We start from the raw sequence: 22,411 nt of genomic DNA, 5'->3' as shown, positions 1-22,411 counted from the left end.
GAGAGAGAATTCCTCTATGACCAAAGAGGGGTTTTACAATTTATTGGATGCGTTTATTGTTGATTGAAGACGAAGCTCATAGCCTTGAATCTTTGGAGCTTCAGTGCAGGAGTATTTCTGAGAATTTTGAAATTGTAAAAACCCAGGACCTGGATTCTGGGGCTGACCTAATTCTGAAAGAAGAACCTGATGTTATTTTAATTGATGTTGAGTTTCCCGGTGGTCGACTGAGTTTTGATATGCTCAATCAATTACCCAAAATTGATGCTCAACTTATTTTTACAACTGGACATGATAAGTATGCTTTTCGTGCTTTTAGAAGTCGGGCCTTAGATTATTTGCTCAAGCCCATTGATTTGGAAGAGTTAAAGTCCGCTTTAGTAAGAGCACAAGAAAAAATAGATCAAAAGAGGAGACCAGACCCGCAATACCTTCAATTGCTAAGTACCGGTTTAAAATCAAAGATATCGTTACCCTTGGCGCACGGCAAGCAGTTCATTTCCATTGAAGACATTGTCAGGTTTGAGGCCGATGGGTCCTATTCCAAGGTATTTCTTAGTGATTCTCCACCCGTTTTGGTGACTCGAAGATTGGCTCTGATTGAAGATGCTCTAAAGCTGAAAGGTTTTCTTCGCATTCATCGAAAGCACCTGGTAAACCTTATGATGGTTACCAAATACCAAAAGATCGATGGGGGAATTGTTGAAATGTCGGATGGCAACAAGCTTCCGGTTTCCCGAAATCTAAAGGGACAATTTGTTAGCCTCTTGGAATCTCTCATTACCCAAGTCTGATTGTATCTTGATTGAGGGGGAATGAACAGAATCATTTTCTGAGGTCTTCCTAAAATATTCTATCTTCCTCATTCGTCTCCAATTTCAATGGAGGCAGTTAACGAGATATCGCTGTTGAATCAGGACGAAAAAATCCGGGATACGTTTAAGAAGGAGGAGGGAAGACTTCTCAACTTCATTCGAAAGCGTGTTCCCGATCAGGTCGAGGCAGAGGACATTCTGCAGGATGTTTTCTATCAATTGGTGGAGGCCTACCGATTGATGAAGCCTATCGAGCAAGTAACTGCCTGGTTGTTTACAGTAGCACGAAACCGCATTACCGATGGATTTCGAAAAAAGAAGGCTCTTTCCTTTAGTCAGGTTAACGCTAACGATGATCAAAGCGAAGAGTACTTTTTAAATGATGTTCTCGGTGCTTGGGATGATGATCCGGAGAGTCAGTTGTTGAGACAGATGATTATGGACGAGTTGGATCGGGCCATATCCGAATTACCACCGGAGCAGCAAGAAGTGTTTCGGCTTCACGAGTTGGAAGGAATAACCTTTCGGGAAATTTCAGAAAATACAGGGATCTCCATTAATACCCTGCTGAGCCGAAAGCGTTATGCCATCCAGTACTTGCGATCTCGCCTCCGTGATGTTTATGAAGAATTTATGAATACATAAAAGAAAGAAATGAAACGCTATTGGTTTTTAAATGGAGTCAAATTCCTGGTGCTCATTACCCTGGCCGTATTGGCCTTTACTTGGGTGGTGATGACCTTATGGAATTGGTTGATCCCATCCATCATTGGCTGGTCGGCGATAAGCTTCTGGCAGGCGATGGGATTGCTCGTGTTGAGCAAGATTTTATTCGGCGGATTTCATGGCAAAGGAGGTCATTGGAAACACAAACGTGGCCAATGGATGAAGAAAATGAAGCACCGCTATGAGCAAATGACACCGGAAGAGAAAGAAAAATTTCGGGAAAAGTTCAAAAATCGCTGTGGATATAACTGGTCGGGATTCGAGCCAAATCAGGACGAGAATAAGCCCACTACTTCGCCCAGCGAGTCTACTTAAAAAAGGAATCCTGCTTCCTTAACTGTCGGAACAGGAGAAACCGTGCCTTGTTGTTGGGGCATTTTTGGAAGGAGTCAGGAATTATTCTTGGCTCCTTTTTTTGTGCTCCTGTCGGCCATCAGACTAGGGAAGATTGAGGGCTGTGATAGTTTCGTGATACAATTATCATAACGTTGTTAGCGAAAGATATGGGACGGGTATTGATTATAGAAGATGATGTGGAATTGGCTCATTTAGTGGACATCCACCTAAAGGATCTTCAATTTGAAAGTGAAATCCATCACTTGGGGCAGGAGGGAATGCAGCGTGCTTTAATCCAACATCAAAATCAGGAACCCTTTGACCTGATCATTCTGGATCTTATGCTGCCAGATGCCGATGGCTTGGACATTTGCCGTCAACTTCGAATGGAAAAGGTAGAGACTCCTGTAATCATGCTCACTGCACGTTCTGAAGAGATTGATAAAGTTTTGGGTCTTGAAATAGGGGCCGATGATTACATCGTGAAACCCTTTAGCATTCGGGAATTTGTGGCTCGGGTAAAAGCGGTGATGAGGCGCTCCAGTCTTCAGGGAAAAAGTCACGAAGCCTCAACCGATGCTGTCATTCGTATCCATGATTTGGTAGTCGATCGGGAGAAACACCGGGTTAAGTTGCGCGAAAAGGAACTGGAACTCACTCCCAAGGAATTTGATTTATTGGTGATGTTAGCTACCAATCCAGGTAGAAGTTATTCACGCGAACAACTCCTAAATCTGGTTTGGGGTTACCAATTTTCAGGCTACGAGCACACCGTCAATTCGCATATCAATCGATTGAGAGCCAAGGTAGAAGAAGATCCATCGAATCCCAACTACATTTTAACTACCTGGGGTATTGGTTATCGCTTTAATGACAAATTATCCGAGGTTTCATGAGTTTTCTACAGCGTTTCTCTGGCAGCCTGTATTGGCGTTTATCTCTGCTTTTTATGTTGATTTTGTCCGTTATGGCGGGCATTTTCCTTTATGTGTCTATCACTACGGCAGACATGTATTACCAGGAAGCTACCTACAAGCTCAATACTACGCTGGCCGATCACATCGCTCGTTTTAATCAGCCTTTTGTCCAGGGTGAAGTCAACAAGGAGGAGTTGGACAAAACCTTTCACAACGTGATGGTCTACAACCCGAGTACAGAAGTTTACTTGGTTGATACAGAAGGAAAAATACTGAGTTATTATGCTCCGGCCAGTAAGGTTAAATTGGAGTCCATTAACCTAAAGCCTGTTAAAGCCTACATTGAATCTGCCGGTGCTGATTTTCTCCAGGGCGATGATCCTCGGAATCCTGGTGAGATTAAGGCTTTTTCAGCTGCACCGGTATGGGAAGGGGAAACTTTACAAGGGTATATTTATGTGGTGCTGGCCAGCGAAGAATATGCTTCCATCGCCGATCGAATTCAGGGGAGTTATTACCTGCGTTTGGGTTGGCAGTGGATTTTACTCACTTTTTTGGTTTCTGGTATTTTGGGGATTCTTTTAATTCGATTGTTGACTCAAAACCTTCAGAAAATTGTGAAAATGGTACGCCAGTTTCAGCAAGGCAATCACCAGGCGAGGGTAAAACTTCAATCTCGTGGAGAATTGACTCAATTGGCTGATGATATCAATGAAATGGCGGATAGTATTGTCCGGTACATTCGGGAAATTCAATCCGTGGAAGAATTGCGCAGAGAGCTTATTGCTAACGTTTCTCACGATTTACGAACCCCATTGGCAGCTATTCAGGGGTATGCCGAAACCCTGGTTCTAAAGTCCAAAGATCTACCCGAAGCCGATCGGGAGAAGTACATCGAAATCATTTTAAAAAGTACCAATCGGGTGAATAAGTTGGTGCAGGATTTGTTTGAACTTTCTAAGCTGGAAACCAATCAGATTGAGCCCCAATTCGAACGTTTTTCGCTGGCAGAATTGGTTGCCGATATTGTAGCTAAATATGGTTTGATGGCCAAGTCGCAAGGGGTAAGGCTGGATTCCAATATACCACACGATCTTCCCGACATTCATGCCGACCTGGCTTTAATCGACCGGGTGTTGCAAAATTTGGTGGACAATGCTTTGAAGTATACACCGGAAAATGGGGTTATCGCCATCGAAATTCAAAGCACGGAGAAAGGCCTTCAAGTCAACGTAGCCGATACAGGTTTGGGGATTCCAGAAGGAGAGTTGCCCTTTATTTTTAACCGCTATCGCCAGGGAACCAAACCCAAAAAGGGTGGAGCAGGACTGGGCTTGGCCATTGTTAAGCGGATTCTCGATTTGCACGAGGCCACCTTATCGGTGAGTAGTAAAGAAAATGAGGGGACCGTTTTTACCTTCGTTTTGCCAACTGCGTGACACTTTTCCTGCCCGGGTGATCATTTGCCTATTTTTTTGTGATATTCTCGTGATACTTTTCCAGGAGGTTTGCTTCATAAACACAAAAGTTAATCCTTATGAAAGCAAAATACTGGCTCATTCCTATGGTTGGGATGGCACTCGCCTTAACTTCATGTAAAAAAGAAGGTTGCACCGATTCCGCAGCAACGAATTACGACGCTGATGCTAAAAAAGATGATGGCAGCTGTATGTACTCTACGCCAGCAGCAGAAAAAGCTACCTTCAAGGTAACTCTTGAGAACGTTTCTCCTGCCCGTGATTTTATGGCCAGTGGGTCCTTCGCTACTCCTGATGGCGCCTCTGCACCAGGTCCTGCTATGCCAGGCAATTCTTATTCTTTTACATTTCCCGCTGCACCAGGAGCCAAATTGTCTTTTGCGACCATGTATGTACAATCCAATGACTTGTTTTTTGGAGCTTCTGGAGATGGCATTGAATTGTTCAACGGATCCACACCCGTTACAGGTGATGTAACGTCACAAGTGTTGCTGATTGATGCAGGTACCGAAGTAAACCAGATGCCGGGAACCGGGGCAGATCAGGCTCCACGTCAGTCAGGACCAAATACGGGTGCGGCTGAAAACGGAACCGTTCGCGAAATCTCTATGGTGAATGATGGCTTTACCTACGGAGCAGTAAATACCTACATCAACGTGATTTTGAGTGATGAAGGAAATGGTATGATGAAATGTACCATCGAAAACTTAACAGGTAGCAGCACCCCAATTGCTCCCGGAGTTTGGGTAGTGCACCAGTCCAGCAATCCTATTTATACCTTAGGCCAAGCAGATCCGGGTAAAGGATTAGAAGGCCTTGCTGAGGATGGGAGTCATTCTACCTTGGCTTCTGATTTAGAAGGTCGCAGTGGAATAGCAAGCCCGTTTGCCCCAGGCGTATTTGCCGTGCATAATGCAGGCGTAAAGCCGTTGTTTACTGACGGAGCTCATCATCCTGACAATGGTTTGGAAGCCTTGGCTGAAGACGGTAATCCAGCTACATTAGAACAAGCTTTGGCTGGTATCAGCGGCGTTACTTCTTATGGTGTATTCAATACCCCAGTAGGAGCTACCGATCCGGGAGGTATTGGAACAGGCGGAAAATATGAATTCACTTTCACCGCTACCAAAGGACAGTACCTGTCATTGGCGACCATGTTTGTTTTCTCTAACGATGCTTTTTCTGCTCCAGCAGATGGTGGTATCGCTCTTTGGGATGGTAATAGCCCGATTAGTGGAGATATCAGTAGCAGTCTGTTGCTTTGGGATGCAGGTTCAGAAGTGAATCAATACCCAGGTTCTGGTCCAGATCAGCCGGCTATTGGCGGTCCTGAAACTGGTACAGATGAGCATAATAACGTACAGTTAATCACATCTGTAGGCGATGGATTTAGTTATCCAGCTTCAGCTGATGTGTTGAAAGTAACCATTACTGTACAGTAAAAATATTTGGTTGAGGGAGTGGTGCCCCTTAAAGGTTCTTTCCAGCCGGATTCCGGTAAAACCCATGAAAAAATAATAATGATCCGTCTCACAGGGCTAATAGTAACACTGATGTTTATTTTCCCAACTCCATCTTCAAATCAGGAACAACTCGAAGTTTTGTTTCCCTATGACGAGCAATTCCTGGAGAATCGCAACAGGCAGGTGGAAAAACAAACAGCGGTACTGGAGCTTTTTACCTCACAAGGGTGCTCCAGTTGCCCTCCGGCGGATGAGCAATTGAATCGTGTAATTTCTCAGGCAAATGCAGGTTTGCTTGAGGTTGTAGCTTTATCCTTTCATGTGGATTACTGGGATCGTTTGGGCTGGAAAGACCCTTTTAGTAAGGTTGAGTTTTCGAACCGGCAACGAATGTATCGCCCGAAATTTGGTGGCCGTATTTATACTCCTCAGCTGGTGATCAACGGAGAATACCAATTGGTAGGTTCACAACCGGGACCTTGGTCAGAACTTAAACAGGCATTAAAAACACCGGTTACCAACAAAGTCTTTTTGGATGATCTACAAAAGGAAGATGGGAAACTCTCGGTAGCTTACAAGCTCGAAGGAGATTTTGCCGGATGGGAGCTTCATGTAGCCTTGGTTCTAAAACAACATACCCAGCAAGTAAAAGCTGGGGAGAATAGGGGGCGTACCTTGCTAGGAAACAATATCGTTCGCGAATTCACCACACTATTGCCTGATCGCAGTGGAGAAGGGCGAGTATCTTTTCCTTTTTCAAATTACCAGTCTATGGATGATTATGGTGTAATAGCCTATTTACAGCACCCAGTAAGCCTAGAAATTCGCGGGGCTGCGGAGGTTTGAGACTTTATTCTTGAATTTTTAACTTCAATCTTAAATCGTCAATCTTAAATCCGATAGTTATCAAATGCGTTTTGGAGATTCAAGATTGAGGATTGGAAATTGAAGATTCAAAACCGCTTACCATCGCCGAATAGATTTTAACTCCACCTGCAATTCGCGGAACATTCTTAAAATACTTTCAATCTTTAGCTCCTCTTCAGAGTACTCCTGGGTTTGTATGCTACAGGTAAATTCCCAGATTTCGAGTATTTCTTCTCCTTTTACATCATAGGGATCGTAGGCCTTGTTGTCAGAAACCAGGGTAAGGGTTCCTTTTTCTTCCAGGTTATTGTACACTCTTTTATAAACCATGCCATCGTACTTGGTGAGTAGGATGTAGGTTTTTCCGTTTTTGATTTCGTGTACGCCTTCCAGATACTTGCCCACTACATAAGAACCTTCTTTTAGAGGGAGCATAGAATCTCCTTTAATAGGGAAGGCCCTGTGCTTACCTGTAGGCACAAAGGGGAGTTTGATTTTTTCCAACTGTTCGATGTATTCCGGATCGGCATAACCATTAAGGTAACCGGCAGAGGCTTTGATGGGAATCACCTCAATAAGGTCCTCCTCATTCATATCTACTGATATAGGGAATAGCACCCGGTGATTGCCCAGCTCAATAAAGGATTTGTTGTTGGACAACGTCAGGTCATTTTTGACGATCACGTCAATCGGTAGGTTGAAATAGCGTGACAGAATAATGAGCATATCTATAGAAGGCGCTGATCGACCTTCTTCGTAAGATCCTACCCGAGAACGGGTTATGTCAAGCTCTAAGGCAAACTGTTCTTGAGTGAGCCCCTTTTGAATTCTTAGAAAGCGGATGTTCTTGGCAACTTTATTCATAATACTACAAATGTAAGCAAAGAAAACTACATATTGTAGTTATGTTTGTCGAGAAGAAAAAAGTTGAATCATGTACCTCAATTCACATAGCTATTATAGCCTACGTTACGGGACGATAAAAACCGAGGAATTGCTACAGATGGCAAAGCTTTGCGGGGTACGATCCATGGCCTTAACCGACATAAACAACACATCAGCCAGCATGGATTTTATGCGACTTTCTTCTAAATACGAGGTCAATCCGGTGTTGGGAGTAGATTTTAGGAATGGGGCACAGCAGCAATTTATTTTGCTGGCCCGCAACAACGATGGCTTTTTCCAAATCAACCGTTATTTATCCAACCATTTACACGAAGCCCAACCAACCTCCCGTACTCATGATGCCAATCGGACAGACGTGTCCGAAACCGCATCGGAGGGATCGGGAAACCAGTCAATCGACTTTCCTGAAACTGCCCCAGCACTGGATGACACCTTTGTTATTTACCCGATGCATGCCGTCCAAAAACGCTCTATCCAGGCGGAGGATCTGAACGATCATGAATACGTAGGCGTTAGCCGGGAAGATTTAAAACGATTGCGTTTTACTTCCTGGGACAAGCACCGCGATAAACTGGTCGTATTGCAAACGGTTTCTTTCCGAAACAAAAAAGACTACAATGCTCACCGCATTTTGCGGGCTATCGACAACAATCAGCTCTTAAGCAAACTGCCTGCTGAAGAGCAGGGGAGTCCCGACCACCAAATGATACCTGAGGAGGAGTTGAGGCAATGCTTTGCCGAGCATCCCGAGTTGATCGCTAACACCGAAAGACTGCTCGACTCCTGCCAGGTTAATCTCGACTTTGATAGCGATCAACCACGTAATCAGAGAACCTACACCAACAACGAAGACCTGGATTTCAGGTTGATGAAGAAGCTGTGTGAAGATGGCTTGAACTACCGCTATGTAAAAACCAATGCCAAAATCGAAAAGCGAATTGAGAAGGAACTGGAAATCATTCGGGAAAAAGGTTTTGTTTCCTACTTTCTGATCAATTGGAAGATTTTGAAATATGCCCGGAGTAAAGGCTATTTCTACGTAGGGCGGGGTAGTGGGGCCAACAGTATTGTAGCCTACCTACTACGCATTACTGATGTAGATCCGGTTGAACTGGATTTGTATTTCGAACGCTTTATTAACCTCTATCGAAAAAATCCACCCGATTTTGACATTGATTTCTCCTGGGCCGATCGCGACGATATCATTGAATTTATCTTCAAAACCTTTCCCCATACGGCTTTAATCACCGTTTACAACACCTTTCAATACCGGGCTGCTGTACGGGAGATTGGTAAGGTATTCGGTTTGCCTAAGCAGGAAATGGATGCGTTGACCCGGAACAAATTTTTACCTCAAAACCTGGATCAACTTTCCCGGTTGGTATTGGTGTATGCCAAGTACATCAACAACTTTCCCAATTACCTGGGCATTCATGCCGGGGGGATTGTTATTTCAGAAGAACCCATCCATGCGTACACCGCCACTTTTATGCCACCCAAAGGATTTCCAACCACCCAGTTTGATATGATTGTGGCAGAAGATATCGGCTTGTACAAGTTTGATATCCTGAGTCAGCGGGGGCTTGGTAAGATTAAAGATGCAGTAGAAGTGGTTGCGGGTAACTATCCTGAAAGAGAGTTGATTGACATTCATGATATAAAACGATTTAAAACCGATGAGCGGATTCGTGAACTGCTGCGGGAGGCCAAGGCCATAGGTTGCTTTTATGTGGAATCTCCGGCCATGAGAATGCTCATGAAAAAGCTTCAGGTAGACAACTATCTGGGCTTGGTAGCAGCCAGCTCTGTTATTCGTCCTGGAGTGGCTCGTTCGGGCATGATGCGTGAATACATTTTACGCTATCGGTATCCTGAAAGAAGAGCTGATGCCAATAAGGTGTTGACCAACATTATGCCTGAAACCTATGGCGTGATGGTCTATCAGGAAGATGTGATTAAGGTGGCTCACTATTACGGAGGGCTTACGCTCGGCGAGGCTGATATGCTGCGTCGGGGAATGTCGGGCAAGTTTCGGTCGAGGGAGGAGTTTCAATCCGTTAAGCAAAAGTTTTTTGACAATTGCAGGGATGGGGGAAAGCAGTATGAGGAAGTAAAAGAGATCTGGAGACAAATTGAAAGCTTTGCGGGATATGCTTTTGCTAAAGGGCATTCTGCCTCTTATGCCGTAGAAAGCTATCAGAGCTTGTTTTTAAAGGCTTACTACCCCTTGGAGTATATGGTGGCTACCATTAACAATTTTGGCGGTTTTTACCGAACCGAACTCTATGTACACGAGGCTCGAATGCATGGGGCAACCATTCATGCACCCTGTGTTAATCGGGGGCGTTATGAAAGCCACATCGAAGGAACGGATATCTACCTGGGTTTTATTCTGCTCAAATCCCTCGAAAGCCGCATGGGGCACTTGATTGTGCATGAAAGAACTAAAAATGGGGCTTACCAAAGCCTTGATGACTTTATCGACCGGATACCTATAGGGCTTGAGCAATTGGCTATCCTAATCAAAATCAATGCGTTTCGATTCACCGGGCGAAATAAACGGGAACTGCTTTGGGAGGCTCACATGAAGATCCGAAAGGTTGTTTTGGAAGAACAAGTTGTTGATCTTTTCCGGGTAGAGAAAATATCTTTTCAAACTCCTCCGTTATCTGGTTCAGAGCTAGAGGATGCCTTTGATGAGATGGAATACATTGGTTTTCCATTATGCAATCCTTTCCGGTTGCTCCAAGAAGACTTGCCTTCAACGCTACAAGCTCGTGAACTGGCCCAACACATCGGAAAAACGGTAACGGTAACAGGTTACCTGATTACGAGTAAAAACACCACGACCTCCAAAGGCGAACAGATGCACTTTGGAAACTTCCTCGATGTTCGGGGAGATTTTATTGACACGGTTCATTTTCCGGCTATTGCAGCCCAATATCCTTTTCATGGAAGAGGAGTGTATGCCATTACCGGTAAGGTGACCGAGGAATTTGACTGCCTGTCCATCGATGTAACGCGCTTGGAAAAACTGGCCATCATTGAAGATCCACGCTACGCTGAACAGGAAAATGGAATGAAACAAACAGGATAAAAAGACCACCATGAAAAACTGATGTATTTGCGGTAAAGCTGAGAATGCTTCGTATTAACCTTGTGCGGAACTGGTACACGTACAAGGAGTTTCCCCACGATTCTCGCTTTTTGGGGCGTATCATTGCGTCAACCTACCTTTTACCTGGTATAGATCCAAATCTATATCACCCTTAAGATGCCCCCAGGTTTGCCTCTTTTCTCTCTTAGTCGGTTTTGGCAAACCCCGCAAATACTCTTTTTGAGGCAAAATGGACCCAGTGCGCCTATTTGAATGCCTTGGCCAGGTAGAAGTACTTGCCTTGCTGGAAGTGTGAGTCTCGATTTTAGGGAGCTTGGGATGAGATGGGCTAAGAACTTTCATTCTCAATGCTGATGAATTAAGGTAAAAGGAATAAAAACAATGGAAGATCAGAACCGGGCAATTGTACATATGGACCTGGATACATTTTTTGTCTCCTGCGAACGGTTACAGGACAGTGAGCTTATAGGCAAGCCTGTATTGATCGGAGGAACTTCTGATCGGGGAGTAGTAGCTTCTTGTAGCTATGAAGCCCGGAAATTTGGTATTCATTCGGCTATGCCCATGAAACTGGCCCGACAGCTTTGTCCGGAAGCTATTATTCTTCGGGGCAATTCGGGGGTGTATTCCAAGTACTCGGAAGCGGTTACCGATATTATCAAAGAATCGGTGCCGCTGTATGAGAAATCATCGGTGGATGAATTCTACATTGATCTATCGGGAATGGATAAGTTTTTTGGGTGCCACCAATTGGCTAAAGAGCTTAGGCATAAGATTATTCGTGAAACTGGTTTGCCCATTTCTTTTGGGCTTTCGGCAAATAAAACGGTATCTAAAATTGCTACTGGTCAGGCTAAGCCCAACAATCAAATACGAATCATAAAAGGGGAGGAGAAGCCTTTTTTGGCTCCCTTATCCGTTCGAAAAATTCCCATGGTTGGAGAAAAAACCTACAAGTCGCTTTGTGATTTGGGAGTTAAGCGTATTCGAACCATTCAGGGAATGCAGCCTCGCTTGATGGAACGGGTGTTTGGAAAAAACGGAATTGTGCTCTGGAAAAAAGCCAATGGTATTGACAACTCTCCGGTAATGGCCTACCAGGAACGAAAGTCCATCTCCACAGAAAGAACCTTTGACAAAGACACTACCGATGTGGTGAAGCTCAAGGGTATAATTACTGCCATGGCGGAAAACCTCATTTACCAACTGCGAAGGGGCAATAAACTAACGGCCTGTGTTACCATTAAGCTCCGCTATTCAGACTTCCAAACTTACACCTTGCAAAAGCGCATTCCCTATAGCGCCTCCGACCATGTTTTGCTACCCATTGTGATGGAACTCTATAACAAGCTGTACAACCGCCGACTGCTGGTCAGGTTAGTAGGAGTGAGGTTTAGCCACTTGGTGGAAGGCGGGCACCAGATCAATTTGTTTGAAGATTCTGAAAAATCGATTAACCTGTACCAGGCTATGGATCGGATGCGGGAGCGATTTGGTGATCGAGCTGTGATACGGGCTTCGGGAATGGACGCAAAAAGCATTAGCCGTTGGAATCCCTTTACTGGAGAGCCTCCACCTTTATTGGCTAATCGTAGAAGGTAGAAACCTTTATAGATCAGTCCTTTGTTCTATATTTAAACCATGGAATTTGGATTGGCACAAATTCATGCCTTGGCTGGTTACCTCGTTTTTGGAGCAGGAATAGCCCAGTTTGCGGCTCAAAAAGGGGGAAAGGTTCATCACTTGGTTGGAAGGGCCTACTTGTTAGGATGGTTGATTCTCATTGTCACCGGCGGTATTTTGGGGAGTATTCTCATCACCTTTTTGGGGTGTTTTGGTTTTTACTTTGTGATCAGCGCAGTTCGCTACGCCATGGTCAAAGGCATTCCACGAGCTTGGTTCGATAAAATTCAGTCTTTGCTCGGTTTACTTTGCGGGCTGGCCATATTAGTTTCAGCCTGGCTTGTTTACAGCAAGGGAAATGGCGGATTTGCCATCATATTTCTCGTCTTTGGATTGTTGTTTAGCCTTTCATCCACTGTCGATATCCGCAGAAGTCTACTTGAACAGTACACCTCCAAACAATCCAAGCATCCCATGTTTTGGTACCTGGAGCACTACGGAAGAATGATTATTTCCTTTATTGCGGCCACTACCGCTTTTAGTGCCATCCAAGATTTAACCGGTATTGTAGTCATCAACTGGCTGCTGCCAACCGTTATTGGAACCGTGGCCATTATTCTCATGAATCGCCACTATCGACGCAGGTTCGAAATGAATTGAGAATACGCTCATCAGCGCCCATTACATCTTTTAAGCCTTCGAAAGGTCCACTCAGGAAATAAACGGTAACCGACCGTTTAATCACCCTTGATAGCCGGATAAGCGGTGGAGCAGCACCTTACACATTGTGCCTTTTCCTGGCTTGAATTTTCTTGAACTTTTGGGAAGTCACCAAAACAGAAACCATGAAAGTACTCACTACACTGGGCTTAATGCTAATACAGCTCGCTCTAATCGCTCAGCCTGAATGGAAACAGGTATCTAATCAAAATCTTCAAGAAATCGTTTGCCTGCCAGATGGAACTATTTGGGGATATGCGGGTTCAAAACTCGTCAAGGTAAAGGGAAGTCAAGTGTTCAACTTTTTAATTAAAGGGAATGAACCCACATCCGATCTGATTTACGATGGTCATAACCACTTGTGGTTTGCAGCCGACGACTCCATTCGGAAATTTAACCTGAATTCAGAAAGATTTGAAGCTATTAATTACCAGGGCGTAATTCCCAGTACCATCTATCAAGTGATAACCGATCCATTGGGAAAACCTTGGTTTAGAGATAAAAACCATCTCTATTACGTGGATAACAATCAGTTGACCCCATTTCAACAAAACGGAAATATCCTAAATCCTGTTCGAATAGGAAAGAGCCCACATGGAATTTTGGCCTTGGTAGGGACGAAGGTGGATACCTTACTTACTCTCGATCAAACAGGGGTAAAAAAACAACTGGTACTATCACCGGATCTCACAGCTTATCACGGTAGCCAACAGGTATTCGTTCCACAAATGCTACAAATAATGGAGGAAACCACATCAGGTAAAATCCTATTTGGCCCAACAAGAAAAGGTTTTGAATATGAAATCAGCATCTATGAAAAGGGGAGTTGGAGTCATCACCTTATCGATCTCAATATGAATGATAAGAGACCTGATAAGATGCTCAATACACAACGTGGAGGACTTTACATAAGCGGAACGGTAAATATTAACTCCAAAATGGGAGGGTACCTGAATCAACTCAAAGATGGAAAGCTTACAAGCTCCAATTCATTCAGTGGTTTTGGGGAGCGATACATCCATGACATTGCAGAAGGGAAATACGATATCTACTTGTGCAATAAATCAGGTGTATTTATAACTTCTTACAACCAATTACCAGAAATTGCCAACCAACACCTATCCACATCGGATATGGAATTTGTGGTAGGGCCTAAAGGAGTGTTATTTCTGGACAATGATAACGGCGAAATCGATTTTGATGGGTGGAGTGCCTCGCCACCGCAAATCAAAAAGTACGAAAGCGATTTGTTTTACAGCGGAAACATCAGCATTGGGGCATTTGATACCGGAGGGCAATTTTTTGGAAGCGGAGACCTATTTAACCCCAATAGTTCTGACGCCAGCTTTCATGCAGGGCCTGTATCCAGTGATTATTCCCATAAAAGAGCCTGGGTATACCACATGACCAAGGGGATGATTGATACCCACAAAATTTTGTATTCTCTTCCTGGCTACCAAGTACCCGATAAACTTGACCAATGGCCTGCTCATGGCGATCCTGCAAGAGGGCAAGCCGAGTGTCTGGCTCCCTTTGTGGATGTGGACGGTGATGGTCTATATCGACCTGAAAAAGGCGATTACCCAGACATTCGAGGCACCCAGGCTGTTTACTGCATATTCAATGATGACGAGTTTCCCCAATCAGATAGCATTGCACACATGGGAGTTGAAATACACGTGATGTACTATTTCATGGAAGATCATGCCAACCCTAAGGTTCGAAGTACCTTATTTGCCCATTACGAAGTGATAAATCGGTCTCTTCGGGACTATAACCAAGTGCGTATCGGCAATTTTATTGACTTCGGAATAGGCTGCTTCCAGGATGACTTTATTGGTAGTCTGCCTTCTGAAGCTACATTCTACGGATACAATGCGGATAATTTTGATGAGAGTTGTCATGGCAGGAAAGGATTTGGCTCTAATTCACCTCTGGCGGCTGTAAGTTGCCTGAGTGATACCCTATATAGTTTTCTGAGTCATGGAGTTGGATATAGAAATGTAGCTGGCGCACCTCAGAATGCATTGGAGATGTACAACTATGCCCGGGCCATTTGGAGAGACGGTGCTCAGGTGGTACATGGTGGAAATGGCCATCCACATTCAGGTGGTACTATTGCCACTCGGTTTATGCTGCCTGGAATATATAACGGGTTGCCCAATTGGACCGAGTATACTTCCTCCCACGTTAAGGGGGATCGACAAGGAGTAGGAGGAATTGGGCCTTATACCCTAAATGCCGGTGATAGAATTGCCTTTGATTGGATGTATTACTCCTATGTAGATAACCTGACGTCAACCCAGGATAAAATAGCGAACCTAAGTACTCACATCCGGGATATCAGATCGGCTCATCAAGCTCAGTCTTTTGGATGGTTCAATTCAAATTGTTCGGGTTATACTTCAGTAGAACCTTTGCATGTTGAAGAGAGCGAATTACTTGTATTTCCTAATCCAGCCGACCAGCAATTAAACATCCAAATTAAGAAGGAAGGAAAGTACAACCTTCGACTGATGGACATGAGTGGACGGCTGGTGATTGAAAATGACTCAATCAATGGTGCAGATCAGCTCATGCACATGGATATCTCGTCTCTATCTCCAGGCGTATATGTTTTGGCCATTCAAGGCCAGGGATTGAATGAGTCTAAACGCGTTGTGGTGGAATAGTGGATGAAAAATGGGGGAGAGTTGAATGGAGATCAATTGAACCTAAACGCCTTGCTAACCTGGGTGGGTTGGGTAGATAACCGTTTAATCAGAAAAGGCTTCCCATTATTTTTCTGAGCTACCGTTAATCAAAAGCCAGCCAACGAAAATGGAAAACCGGCGTGAGGGTTAGTAAATGCAGCAAATCGCATGAAACCAAACAAAACCATACAGTACTTGCAATCCGCCTTAAACCAAAGTAACCAACTGGCTCACAGTAATGTTCCTCAACTGGAGATTGGTCTTATCGTTATGTTTTATACGCTTAAAAATCACATCAATCTCCGGCTGAGGAATGCTACTCAGTCTTTAACCATCCAGACGTCTCAAGTATGTATCAACCAACCTCTTTGACATTGCCTATGAATGTTCCAGTCTTACTGGAACGGACCAGATGGGTCGTTCTCCGGATCTTAATGTTACCACTTATCCCGACCCGATTTAACATCGGGCCTACCTCGCCTTCCGGAGAATGGGCAGGAAGGGTTATTCGCTCATAGCCTAACGAATGGTCAAAAAGGAATCTTTCCTAAAGACCAAATTGATGTGAATAATCCACCGTGCTGCCCGCTTTGGCCAAAGCAAACAGCCGCCACGGATCTTACGGCCGTGGGGTATAGGAATATGAATGACCAGGCCAAAAGTGACCTTAGCCTCACTGAAGCTCCCCCCAGCTCTCAGTGAGGTTTTTTTTAGTTAATAGGGAATAAGCAGTCAATTAACTTCCGGACGACAATTTCTTAATTGTGGGCAGTTAATTTTGAAAGAGTTAACCCAAACACCCACTCAAAATGACTTACAGAGAAAGAGTTATCGCTTTGCAAACCATGATTGGCCAGGGCCAGGCATTGGAGGCTTTCGAGAAATATTACCACGACGATGTAGTAATGATCGAGTGCACTGGAGATGTGCGAGAAGGAAAAGAGTTTAACCGTGAGTTTGAGAAAAACTTCTTTAGTAGCATTAAGGAAATGCACGGTGGTGGTGCCAAATACATAACCGCCGATGAGGAAAATGGGGTAACCATGGTGGAAAGCTGGATGGATGTCACTTTTCAAGATGGAAACCGCATTAAAATGGAGGAGATTGCCCGCCAAAAATGGGAAGGAGATCTCATTATAGAAGAGCGTTTTTACTACGATACCAGAGGAATGTCGCCTGAATAGGAAACCAAAAGTTACCTTTAGATTCCAATAAAAGCTCTGCCTTGTTAACCCAAACTTATTGTGCGTTAATAGGGTAGGGCTTTTTATTTTGTATTAAATTCGGGAATACGAATACCTAGACTATCTGTACCTTTTCTCTCCAAGGAAATCTACATCTTGTTTAGGACATTAACGGGAATTAGTGGAAAACCCCTATTTATTATTGCGCTGCAATGGCGCTTTTTTGTAACTAAAACGAGCACTCATGAAAAAAATGATTCTTGTGGTTTTGGTATGCTGCTTTTCAGTACCCTTGTTAGCGCAGCAACGCTTGCACCAACACCACATAGGAACCCAGGCGGAGGTTGGTACCGATGGTAACCATACCTTGATCTGGACGGTCGGAGAAGTGGTTAATGCAACTCCTCCTGATACGGCAAGCCACCACATCACAGCAGGATTTTTGCAACACAGAATGACTATTGTCTCGGCCGAAGAACATACAGCGGAGCCCGTAAACATTTTCTTTTATCCAAACCCTGTTAAAGATGAACTTCACATTCAATGGTCGGGCATCACTGAAAGCCTGAATATGGATGTGTACGATTTGAGTGGTCAGCTGATCACCTCTCGTGTTCTTGAGAACATGGAAGCCACAACAGATGTTTCTGAATTAGAAGTAGGAATGTATCTGATTACCCTAAAAGATTCAAATAACAAATCCCTGAAGACTTTTAAAGTCCATAAAACCCTATAACGATGAAAAGAGTATTACTTGCCTTATGTTTAATGCTATTATCCTCAATTGGGGTTAATGCACAGGCCCCAGATATGTTTGCCTACAAAGCTGTAGTGCGAAACGGTAGTGGAGCTGTATTACCAAATACCTTTGTTTCTTTCCAGTTTACCATTATTCAAGGATCAGCCACCGGTACGAACGTGTATCAAGAGCGTCATCAAACTACTTCCGATGCCTACGGAATGGTTAAGTTGAGTATTGGTCAAGGATTGGTAGTAAGTGGAAACTTCTCTACTATTTACTGGAAGAACGGTCTTTATTGGATCAAAGTGGAATTTGACGAAAACGGTGGTTCCAGTTTCTCTGATATGGGGACCAGTCGTTTGGAGAGCGTACCCTATGCTTTGTATGCCAATCGTGTATTCCATGACTCCGTGAATGATGCGGATCACGATCCTACGAACGAGCTTCAAGGACTTTCCATTGTAGGAGCCAATGTGTTCCTAAGTGGTGGTGGTGGAATGATCACCCTTCCTGACGCATCGTCTTCCAATGAAATTCAAGACTTGACCCTGTCCGCTGGCGGTGGTACAGTTGGTTTGAGTCAATCTACAACTACGATTAAATTGAATGACTCCTCAGCAACCAACGAGATCCAAACTGTTTCGTTGAGTGGGGCAGATGTAAGTCTGAGTAATGGTGGTGGTACCATCACACTTCCAGATGCGTCTTCTACCAATGAGATTCAGAACGTAACCTTGTCAACGGGAGGTGGAACTATTGGGTTGAGTCAGTCAACTACAACGATTAAGTTGAATGACTCTTCGGCAACGAATGAGATTCAAACCATCTCTTTAAGTGGTGCAGATGTAAGTCTGAGCAACAGCGGTGGAACCATTACACTCCCAGATGCATCCTCTACCAATGAGATTCAAACGCTATCTCTTTCCGGTGCAGATGTTACCTTGAGCAATAGCGGTGGAACAGTTACGCTTCCAGACGCATCATCTACGAACGAGATTCAAACGCTATCTCTTTCCGGTGCCGATGTTTCTTTGAGCAATAGCGGTGGTACCGTTACACTTCCAGATGCATCCTCCACGAATGAGATTCAAAACGTAACCTTGTCAACGGGTGGCGGTACGATTGGATTGAGCCAGTCAACTACAACGATTAAGTTGAATGACTCCTCTGCTACCAACGAGATTCAGACACTATCTCTTTCAGGAGCTGACATTTCTTTGAGCAACAGTGGAGGTACAGTTACTCTCCCAGATGCATCCTCTACCAATGAGATTCAGACTCTTTCTCTTTCCGGTGCGGACGTTTCTTTGAGCAACAGCGGTGGAACCGTTACACTTCCAGATGCATCTTCCACGAATGAGATTCAAAATGTAACCTTGTCATCAGGTGGTGGTACGATTGGATTAAGCCAGTCAACTACCACTATTAAGTTGAATGACTCCTCAGCAACGAACGAGATTCAAACGTTATCTCTATCCGGAGCTGACATTTCTTTGAGTAGCAGTGGTGGAACGGTAACTCTTCCGGATGCATCCTCTACCAATGAGATTCAGGTATTGTCTATTAGTGCTGGAACGATCACCTTGTCTAACAGTGGAGGTTCAGTTACCGTACCTGATGCATCGGCTACGAATGAGATTCAGACGATTTCCTTGAGTGGTTCAGATTTGACCTTAAGTAATGGTGGTGGTACAGTTACTCTTCCTTCTGGTGGAGGAGGTATTACCCCTGCTAATACTCCGGTTAACGGAAACCTTTTGAGCTTTGATGGAACTAACTGGGTTGCTAAGAACATTATTACAGGAAATACGGGTAGTGCAACGGCCTTTAGCAACATGCAGCCATTCCTTACCTTGAACTACTGCTTTGCATTGAACGGTATTTACCCAAGCCGTAATAGCCAGAATCCATTTATCGCTGAGTTAATGATCTTCGCTGGAAACTTTGCTCCAAAAGACTGGACTTTCTGTGACGGTCAATTGTTGTCCATCAATTCTTACCCAGCAGCTTATTCTTTGGTTGGAACGATTTACGGTGGTAATGGTATTACTACTTTCGGTATTCCTGATTTGAGAGGTCGTACTCCGATTCACGAAGGTCAAGGTTCTGGATTAACTAACCGTACCTTGGGTTCTAGAAGTGGTAATGAATCTACGGTTCTTTCCATTTCCAATCTACCTGCTCACAACCACTCAATTATTGTTCAATAAGCGGATAATCATTGAGGGCATTGCCTAACGAAATACTACTTTCGTGCTCCATGAGCACAAAGTGGATCGAACATATTGCACTTCTTGTAGTCCTGAGTCTGACTTTTCAGACTCAGGCTCAGGAAGAGCGAAAAGAAAACTTCTCCTTTTGGGCTTATGACGCCCTCCAACTACCTTCCATCGATTCTTCTCAACAGCCCTACCGAAAGATTAGGGTAGCCGTTGTAGATGATGGTTTTCTCCTCACACACGATTTACTAAAAGGCTTTATTGTCACCAATTCAAAGGATATTCCTGGCAACGAATTGGATGATGACCTAAATGGTTATAAGGACGATTTTTGCGGGTGGGATGTATCTGATAACGATAACGATGTAGGTTTTCCCATAGGCCGTGAACGCGACTTTTACCATGGAACGATGGTAGCGTCAATAATCACAACCGTAGCTCAAAGAGTATACGGAGATCAGGCGACTAAGCATCTTGAAATTCTTCCCGTAAAGGCGGTTTCAGATTATGAAAGCAAGACCTATGTGAAGGAAGGCTACAAAGGCATTCGTTATGCGCTGAATCAAAAAGTCGATATCATTTGCTGCGCCTGGAGTGGAGGAGACCTCAATCAGGAGCAAAAACAATTGCTGGAAGAGGCGGCCAAGGCTGGGGTTATCATTATCGGTTCAACCGGGCGCTTTTTTCACGATGTTTTGTATCCTGCCGCTCATTCTGATGTATTGGCGGTTTCGGCTATTGATACCCAATGGATCCGAATTCCTTTTGCTAATGTAGGTGAGGGAGTGGATTGGAGTACACCTGGAATCAAAGTTAGAGCGGGACATCCTTTGGAAAAAAACGCTTATTTCTACGGTGATGGCACTTCGGCTTCCACAGCTTTGATGGCCGGATGTCTGGCTGTTTTGAAAAGCTCATATCCGGATAAAACAAAAGAGGAATTAGTGGATGCCCTTAAAGCTACGTCCATTCCCTTAAATGCAAATAACTCCCGCTACGCGGGTAAATTAGGAGCTGGGTTGCCTCAACTTCAACGATGCGTCGAATACCTGAACAATCCGGAAAATCCTGCTCAGTTTTTTAATCCTCGTCAAACCGAAGGGAAGATGTATTTCGGTCCCAAGTTCGAAAACTTCGACAATGAATTGGTTCCCGCTGGTCATTACAAAGGTTTCGTCTTTAAGGTAGAAGAAGGCTTGGCCAAAGGCAAAACTGAGCTGGTTATCCATGGGGGAGACACGGTTGTAACCATAACCCAAGAGACAGCTAATAGGGAGCATTTCCTACCTGGAGATCAAGCCACCTTGTACACCACCACTCAAAAATTCAAGCAACCCATTGTTCTTTCCTACCGGCCCATCACCATTGATTCTGCAACACTTTATTGTGACGGGGTAGTTTATCTCAACAAACCTTCAGGAACCATAACCGATGGCAGTGGACCGGATTCCTACGCCAATGGTTGTGATTGCAAATGGATTATCCGTGCGCCAGAAGGCAAGCGTATTCGATTTCGATTTGAAGAAATGGATACCGAAGGAAACCAGGACTTTGTCTGGATTTTTGAAGGAGAAAAAACATTGGAAGAAATGCTCATGGCCAAATTTAGCGGCACCAATCGTCCTCCTGAATTAACTTCTGTGACCAGCACTGTAATGCTCTGGTTTCTTACCGACAACCAACACACCCAAGGCGGTTGGAAGATGCATTGGGAAGTCTTGGACTAATTTGAATTTTGAATTATGAATGTTGAATTCTGAAATTTGAAGCCAAAATAATTTCGGTATTTGAAATTACCTTGGATCAAACCTGAGATGTTTTACTGATTTTCGATTTTCAATGATTTCTTTTAAAGAGTCAATCCCAATTCGGATGTGCTTTTCTACGAAATTTTTGGTGACCAGTTGATCACTTTTTTCTGTTTTTACACCATCTGGAATCATCGGTTGATCTGAAACCAATAACAATGCACCTGTAGGTATTTCATTAGCAAAACCCGCTGTGAAGATGGTGGCAGTTTCCATATCAATAGCCATACATCTGATTTTTCGCAAGTATTCTTTGAATTCCTGATCGTGTTCCCATACCCGCCGGTTGGTGGTATACACGGTCCCAGTCCAGTAGTCCAACTCGTATTCCCGTGCGGTATGAGATACGGCTCGCTGCAAGTTAAAAGAGGGGAGTGCCGGCACTTCTGGTGGCAAGTAATCATTAGAAGTTCCTTCACCTCTAACGGCCGCTATAGGAAGAACAACATCGCCTATTTTATTCTTCTTTTTTAGCCCGCCGCATTTTCCTAAAAACAAAACAGCCTTAGGTTTAATCGAACTCAACAAATCCATAATCGTAGCAGCATTGGCACTTCCCATTCCAAAATTGATGATGGATATTCCTTGGGCCGTAGCATTCGGCATGGCCTTGTCCTTACCTTGAACTTCTACTTGGTGGATTTGAGCAAAAAGGTCCACATAATTGTTGAAATTGGTAAGAAGTATGTATTTTCCAAATTGGTCGAGAGGAGTACCTGTATAGCGAGGTAGCCAATTCTGTACAATGCTTTGTTTATCGTTCATAGGCTTTTTATCTTTTAATGAATTTAACGAT

Annotated in this window: 17 protein-coding genes; 15 read left to right on the top strand and 2 right to left on the bottom strand. The window is 44.1% G+C overall.

The window, feature by feature from the left end; all coding sequences use genetic code 11:
• Positions 1–47: 47 nt before the first annotated feature.
• The 7 genes from KFE98_18325 (at position 48) to KFE98_18295 (ending at position 6,581) form a co-directional block, all read left to right on the top strand.
• Complete coding sequence (locus KFE98_18325; protein ID UTW61945.1) at positions 48–794, top strand: response regulator transcription factor; 747 nt, start codon at positions 48–50, stop codon at positions 792–794.
• 87 nt (positions 795–881) lie between these two features.
• Positions 882–1,460, top strand: a complete 579-nt coding sequence (locus KFE98_18320) for a sigma-70 family RNA polymerase sigma factor (protein UTW61944.1) — start codon at positions 882–884, stop codon at positions 1,458–1,460.
• A 9-nt stretch (positions 1,461–1,469) separates the two neighbouring features.
• Positions 1,470–1,856, top strand: a complete 387-nt coding sequence (locus KFE98_18315) for a hypothetical protein (GenBank protein UTW61943.1) — start codon at positions 1,470–1,472, stop codon at positions 1,854–1,856.
• A gap of 188 nt (positions 1,857–2,044) precedes the next feature.
• Positions 2,045–2,773 carry a response regulator transcription factor gene (locus KFE98_18310; GenBank protein UTW64742.1) on the top strand — a complete coding sequence of 243 codons (729 nt, stop codon included), beginning with the start codon at positions 2,045–2,047 and terminating at the stop codon, positions 2,771–2,773.
• A complete protein-coding gene (locus tag KFE98_18305; GenBank protein UTW61942.1) occupies positions 2,770–4,233 on the top strand; it encodes a HAMP domain-containing protein in 1,464 nt (487 codons plus the stop codon). Before KFE98_18310 ends, KFE98_18305 begins: the two co-directional genes overlap by 4 nt.
• A gap of 98 nt (positions 4,234–4,331) precedes the next feature.
• Positions 4,332–5,714, top strand: coding sequence for a spondin domain-containing protein (locus KFE98_18300; protein UTW61941.1), 1,383 nt, complete (start codon positions 4,332–4,334; stop codon positions 5,712–5,714).
• 111 nt (positions 5,715–5,825) lie between these two features.
• Positions 5,826–6,581, top strand: a complete 756-nt coding sequence (locus KFE98_18295) for a DUF1223 domain-containing protein (GenBank protein ID UTW61940.1) — start codon at positions 5,826–5,828, stop codon at positions 6,579–6,581.
• A 117-nt stretch (positions 6,582–6,698) separates the two neighbouring features.
• On the opposite strand, the gene KFE98_18290 is transcribed toward KFE98_18295, so the two are convergent.
• On the bottom strand, positions 6,699–7,466 hold the full coding sequence (locus tag KFE98_18290) for a LexA family transcriptional regulator (protein ID UTW61939.1): 768 nt from the start codon (positions 7,464–7,466) through the stop codon (positions 6,699–6,701).
• Between the two features lie 70 nt (positions 7,467–7,536).
• Here KFE98_18290 and KFE98_18285 point away from each other — a divergent pair, with 70 nt between their 5' ends.
• The 8 genes from KFE98_18285 (at position 7,537) to KFE98_18250 (ending at position 21,534) form a co-directional block, all read left to right on the top strand.
• Entirely contained in the window at positions 7,537–10,605 is a 3,069-nt protein-coding gene (locus KFE98_18285) for a DNA polymerase III subunit alpha (protein UTW61938.1), read from the top strand.
• A gap of 402 nt (positions 10,606–11,007) precedes the next feature.
• The gene (gene dinB, locus KFE98_18280) at positions 11,008–12,228 is read left to right on the top strand and encodes a DNA polymerase IV (GenBank protein ID UTW61937.1); all 1,221 of its coding nucleotides are present in this window, start codon (positions 11,008–11,010) and stop codon (positions 12,226–12,228) included.
• 39 nt (positions 12,229–12,267) lie between these two features.
• Complete coding sequence (locus tag KFE98_18275) at positions 12,268–12,909, top strand: hypothetical protein (protein UTW61936.1); 642 nt, start codon at positions 12,268–12,270, stop codon at positions 12,907–12,909.
• Positions 12,910–13,094: 185 nt separating this feature from the next.
• On the top strand, positions 13,095–15,641 hold the full coding sequence (locus tag KFE98_18270; GenBank protein UTW61935.1) for a T9SS type A sorting domain-containing protein: 2,547 nt from the start codon (positions 13,095–13,097) through the stop codon (positions 15,639–15,641).
• An 830-nt stretch (positions 15,642–16,471) separates the two neighbouring features.
• The gene (locus KFE98_18265) at positions 16,472–16,846 is read left to right on the top strand and encodes a nuclear transport factor 2 family protein (protein UTW61934.1); all 375 of its coding nucleotides are present in this window, start codon (positions 16,472–16,474) and stop codon (positions 16,844–16,846) included.
• 244 nt (positions 16,847–17,090) lie between these two features.
• Positions 17,091–17,582, top strand: a complete 492-nt coding sequence (locus KFE98_18260) for a T9SS type A sorting domain-containing protein (GenBank protein ID UTW61933.1) — start codon at positions 17,091–17,093, stop codon at positions 17,580–17,582.
• 1,841 nt (positions 17,583–19,423) lie between these two features.
• Positions 19,424–19,798: a tail fiber protein gene (locus KFE98_18255; protein UTW64741.1), complete on the top strand. Its 375-nt coding sequence runs from the start codon at positions 19,424–19,426 to the stop codon at positions 19,796–19,798.
• A gap of 50 nt (positions 19,799–19,848) precedes the next feature.
• Positions 19,849–21,534, top strand: coding sequence for a S8 family serine peptidase (locus tag KFE98_18250; protein ID UTW61932.1), 1,686 nt, complete (start codon positions 19,849–19,851; stop codon positions 21,532–21,534).
• A gap of 66 nt (positions 21,535–21,600) precedes the next feature.
• Here the strand turns inward: KFE98_18250 and KFE98_18245 are convergent, their stop codons facing one another.
• Positions 21,601–22,380, bottom strand: a complete 780-nt coding sequence (locus KFE98_18245; GenBank protein ID UTW61931.1) for an AMP nucleosidase — start codon at positions 22,378–22,380, stop codon at positions 21,601–21,603.
• Positions 22,381–22,411: the final 31 nt, after the last annotated feature.

It is taken from the genome of bacterium SCSIO 12741, from assembly GCA_024398055.1.
GTDB lineage: Bacteria > Bacteroidota > Bacteroidia > Flavobacteriales_G > Salibacteraceae > SCSIO-12741.
This window is presented reverse-complemented; position numbering and strand designations above follow the sequence as displayed.